This window comes from Brasilonema bromeliae SPC951, from assembly GCF_012912135.1.
GTDB classification, from domain to species: domain Bacteria; phylum Cyanobacteriota; class Cyanobacteriia; order Cyanobacteriales; family Nostocaceae; genus Brasilonema; species Brasilonema bromeliae.
Window position 1 is genome coordinate 1 of sequence record NZ_QMEB01000185.1, and the last position, 5,169, is coordinate 5,169.

The 5,169-nt window shown below is 43.1% G+C and carries 4 protein-coding genes; all 4 read right to left on the bottom strand.

Annotated features, from left to right (window positions below; all coding sequences use genetic code 11):
- Positions 1-102 precede the first annotated feature (102 nt).
- A complete protein-coding gene (locus DP116_RS20465; RefSeq protein ID WP_169156921.1) occupies positions 103-2,811 on the bottom strand; it encodes an HD family phosphohydrolase in 2,709 nt (902 codons plus the stop codon).
- Positions 2,812-3,029: 218 nt separating this feature from the next.
- Positions 3,030-3,971 (bottom strand): ADP-ribosylglycohydrolase family protein, encoded by a 942-nt coding sequence (locus DP116_RS20470; protein ID WP_169156928.1) that lies wholly within the window; start codon positions 3,969-3,971, stop codon positions 3,030-3,032.
- Positions 3,972-4,013: 42 nt separating this feature from the next.
- On the bottom strand, positions 4,014-4,472 hold the full coding sequence (aroQ, locus tag DP116_RS20475; RefSeq protein ID WP_169156922.1) for a type II 3-dehydroquinate dehydratase: 459 nt from the start codon (positions 4,470-4,472) through the stop codon (positions 4,014-4,016).
- A 12-nt stretch (positions 4,473-4,484) separates the two neighbouring features.
- Complete coding sequence (locus tag DP116_RS20480; protein ID WP_048869071.1) at positions 4,485-4,622, bottom strand: hypothetical protein; 138 nt, start codon at positions 4,620-4,622, stop codon at positions 4,485-4,487.
- Between the last annotated feature and the right edge of the window lie 547 nt (positions 4,623-5,169).

Below are 5,169 nucleotides of genomic sequence, written 5' to 3' on the forward strand. Positions count from 1 at the left end.
CCAACGCACTGGCTCTCCTTATTAAGGAGAGGGGTGCCGAGTGGCGTGTGAAATCCCCGCAAGTACTTGTTCACTGTTAACTGTTCACTGTTTCAAGAAGCCTTATTGCCTATTCCCTGTTCCTTCTTTTGCTGCATTTAACTTCGGGTAAGCAATGCGCTTGTGATGGAATTGCTGCCAAACTTGCACGAAAATTTCGGCAATTTGGGTCATTTCCTCTCGTGTTAACCCGGAATCTACCATTTGATTGTCTTGCCATCTAGCGCGGAGGATGTTGTTCAGCATTGCTAAAGCTTGTTCTCGTGTGGCGTCTGTGAGCGATCGCAGCGCCGCTTCACAAGAATCTGCCAACATGACGATTGCTGTTTCCCGTGACTGGGGTATCGGACCATCGTAGCGAAAATCTGCCTCCATGACTTTTAAACTTGGATCTAAAAGCGCCATTTGCTTTGCTTGGTGATAGAAATAGGCAATTTGCATTGTTCCCTGATGTTCTGGAATAAAAGCTTGAACTGAGGAAGGCAAACTGTACTTTCGCGCGATCGCCAACCCTTCACTCACGTGCTTTTTGATAATGTACGCACTCATCCAAGGATCTTTAATTTCTGTGTCGTGTTTATTTGGTCCCCCCATTTGATTTTCAATAAATGCCATTGGGTCGTGTATTTTGCCGATATCGTGGTATAATGTCCCAGCCCTAACAAGTTCGACGTTGCATCCTAACTGTTTGGCAGCAGCTTCGGCAAGAGTCGCGACAAACAGGGTATGCTGAAAAGTCCCAGGAGTTTCAGTCGCAAGTCTTTTCAATAAGAGGCGATTAGGGTTCGCCAGTTCTGCGAGGCGGATTGGAGTGACTAAGTCAAATAGTTTTTCTAAATAAGGACTCAACCCCATCCCCACGATGCTCCATACTAAGCCGGATAAAGCAAATAATCCTGCGTTTTGTAGTACCAAGTAGTGCACTGGAACTCCCAATACAGCACTGATCAAGAGCTTGATGATCAGGTAAACAGCACCTTCTGTTAAGGCGATCGCAAGACTCAAAAGTGCTAATTCTTCACGCGATCGCAACCGTTGTGCAACGCAACTGCCCAAAACTCCCCCTGATACACCAGCAACTAGAGCAATGAGACTTATTTCTAGACTCATGGGTAGCAGCAGTGACAGCAATCCTACAACAGTCACGCCCAAAGTAGGTCCATAGAAGCTACCCAGCAATAACCCAACGGCACTCCAGGTGGTGTAAGGTGTACCCATCATCTGTACCAGTGGTACACTAAGGCTCAGCAATAGTACTAACAGGCGATCGCTTTGCCGAATGGAGTGCTTGATCCGCCCCTCTACCATTGCAAAAATAGCAACAGACGCGGTGACAACACTCCCTAACTGTATCAATCCCAGCCAATGAATCTCGCGCTCAATCAGGTGATAATGCTCTAGTACGTCAAAGTTCCATGCACTCACCTTTTGTTGTTGACGGACAATCACCTCACCCTTATAAACAGTAACAATCACAGGTTCTACTTGAGCAGCTATCTTTGCACTTATTCGCTGCGTTTGTAATTCATCTTTCTTCAGATTTGGCTTAAGTACAGCTAACAAAAGTTTGCTTGCTAAGGGTTCGGCATCTTTTGGTACGAACGTCTGCACTTGTATACTGACTGTATTTTGTAGGATATTTTGTGGTAGTCCGGGTGAAATGCCTTGGGTGAGAATCCGCTCTAAACTTTGCTGGATTTCTATTTTTATTTTCGTCCAATCCTCATCTGACAAGTTGAGAATAGAAGCTTCATCGTATACTGTCTCTGGTTTGGCAATCACCAAATCTGTGAGTTTAGTTTTTGCTTGAGCGTATCCCTGGCGTATTTTTGTAATTTGAGCGATTACTGAAGAAAGGTTTTGCTTGGAACTGATGAGGCGATAAGCTTGTAATTGGGCCACCGCTTGTGCAAAGTCTATATTTTGGAACAAATCATTTGATTTTAAGTCTTCAGTCTTGGGTGCGTAAGAACCTGAAACAGGGGGTTGTTGTGATGTTCCTGATGAGGCTAGCACGTTGACACCAGAAGCTTCTTTTGATGTGGAAGGAGTGTGATACGGTGAGGCAAAAGCAGAAACTTTTGGTGCATCCTCATTTCTCTGTGTTCTCGCATCCTTGTGTCCTCTTTGACTTCCCCGCTTTTGAACGAACATTCTTGATTTTTGCTTGTCAGTACTTTCTACAGCTAACAGCAGTGCTTGCCATTCCCAATTAGAACACGAACGCAGGTAACGCTGGGTAGAGACGGATAAAACCAAAGTGTCAAAAAAAGGAAAAGATCCAACTGTTGCACGAATTTCGTTTCCCTCTTGCAAAATCTGTTGTAAATTTTGCTCAATTTCTGCATTGATGCGTTCATCTACCATGAGGACTGGCAAGGAACTGTTTGTTGCGGCTTTGCGCTTTTCTGCTGTTTTTTTCTTATTTTCGATTTTCGCAGTCGCTGGTGCTCTAATTGTTTGTGGCGCAACAGTCCCCACTTGCAACTGGGGTTGGTTATATAACTTTTGCCCCATAACTCCTGTTATAGAGACAACTGCGATGACGAAAACAACGCAGGAACGCCTGACTTTCACCCAGGGCGAACCCACTGCGTCAAGACCATTTTTATCTTTAAGCGATTTGTTAATTGAGCGTGACACTCTTGCTGTTGGGTATCCATCTTTTCTACTTGTTTTTGATGATGCAATATGACAATGTCGCACTTTGTACTGTCGCCGCCAGAAAGTCAGCTTCTGAGTCAAGGACTGAAAAAATTGCTGCGTTTTCATCACCTATGACCGCAGTTACTTACTTTGATCGGTTTAAACAAGACAATCTAGAGCGGGAATATACTTGAAGCCGATTTGCCACTATAGCTACCTACAGACTTTGAATGAGAATTTCCTTTTTTATCTTAGTATTAAAAGCTACTTTCGTAACTCATGTTTGAATTACTTTGTAGTCTTTAATGTTTTGGAATCAGTCACGTTTAGCGATAGAAAAAATGTTAGCGTGACCGAATGACGCGAGGAGCTGCTGTTACCTGTAAAGACAATAGAGGCGGTGTGATAGTACCGCTTTCTTCTCTGACTTTATCTGGATGCGAAGCAAGGTTATATACTCCTGACCATACAGCCACAATTGCGTCAGCTAATTCTACCATTTTAGAAGAGCCAGTTCGTTTCCAGTCTTGTGCAGAGCTCTGTTGCACAAGCATAACCTGCCAAGTGACAGGAATACCAACTGCACTGTTGTATGCTCCTGATAAAGCACCTGTCATGGCACCTATTGCACAAGAACGATAATTATCTTGAATGGCTCGCAAAACAGAAAGACGAAAGTCTTCTATGGTACTAAGAAAGCAGTAAAAAGCCAAGGCTATGATGTTACTTAACTTTTGTTCCTTACCCAACTCGGCTTGTACCGTTTCTAAGCCTGCGCCGTATTCTAACAAATTATGAACTTCTAATAATTGTTGTGGCAAGTTTGTCTGCGTTTCTCCAACAAAGGAGATCGTCTGAGAAATGAGGGCTTGTGGAGAGAGTTTTTCTGTGAGAGATTTTGCGATCGCATAGCCCACTGCTAGTGTTCCATCCCGTACGACTGGATCATCCTGCCAAATTTCCGTCGCCAGCAGTAAGTTTTGTCGCAATTTCACTGTATTGTCATGAAAAAATAGCGCCACTGGCAATGTGGCGAGAATAGCCTCATAGCTATTTTTTAATTTCGTAAATTCTTGCTGTTGGGGTTTTTGCCAATCTTGTGTGTCTAATCTACCTTTGGAAATCAAACTTTCAGCACATAAAATAGCCATGTCACTCCAGTGCAAAGATGGTATTTTCAACGTCCCTGCACCCTGTAACTGCTTGCTACGACTAGAAGCTATCTGTTCTCCAATAATTGCCCCGAGTATTGTGCCTTTGAATCGACTTGTGAGAGAGTAGCGCATATCAGAAAGTAAGTGAAAAGTCAATATAGTTTTTTTACTTTTTTACTTTCTTATATAATGCACTAATGCCTGCAAGCCTAGTAAATAACTTTGTGCCCCAAAACCACTAATCTGTCCAATGACTACTGGGGCTATATATGAATGATGGCGAAAATCTTCTCGGCGGTAGATATTACTCAGGTGCACCTCGACTGTAGGTAAGTTAACACCAGCGATCGCATCCCGCAAAGCCACACTCGTGTGAGTGTATGCCCCTGCATTGATTAAAATTCCCTGATGTTTTCCTAGTGCTTCATGAATTGCATCTACCAGAGCGCCCTCATAATTTGATTGTAAATGAGAGACTTTCGCCTGTAGCTTTTCTGCTTCTTGTTCTAAGGAGCGATTAATTTCAGCCAATGTCAACGAACCATATATTCCTGGCTCTCGCTGTCCCAGTAAATTTAAGTTTGGTCCATGCAGTACCAGAATACTTATGGGGCGCTCAGTTAAATCTAGCACGGTTAAGCTTCTTTATCGACGGCGTGAACGATCTTGCACTGGAATCGGAATGAGTTCCGGTTCCGGTTCCGCTTCTGGTCCCAAAAGGGCTTCTATTAGCTTGCGTGCCAAGTCTTTTAGTTTTTCTAGCACCTTTTCTATATAGTCCATTGAACTGACCGCTCCCGAGATACTACCAACGATGTTTATAATCCTTCACGGAGAAACCAGAGTATTTTTGCACCCTCAGCTTAATACTATGATAGTTTACACTCTGTGAATGCGCGAAAATTTGATGTTGTTTTCTCTTCTACATTTTAGAGTATCATATCATCTCCACTACAGACTGCATCTTACTAAGGAGGGTTTGATAGGTATAGAAGTTAAGGCGGTCAAAGATTTTTTTCATTTTTATAATTTCTTTTGTTTTTCTTTATGTCAAGTTGGCAAGCGCTTGTAAACAAAAGCATCTGCCCTCAGTTGTACATAATTAACGTTTTCATGCTGGATTATGAGGGCGATCGCCCCAAAGGGGCGGTCACTCCGTGCCATCGCACGTTCTAGTCTGGAAGAGTGGCGATCGCCATTCCTAACACATTTTCCAAATTACGAAAAACGACTCGATGATGTCAACTTTTTAGCAAAACTCGCCTTTTTTGTCATTTTTTTTTTGCAGTGGTGGTTGAGGACTTAGTTGTTGATTTAGAGGTAGTAGAAC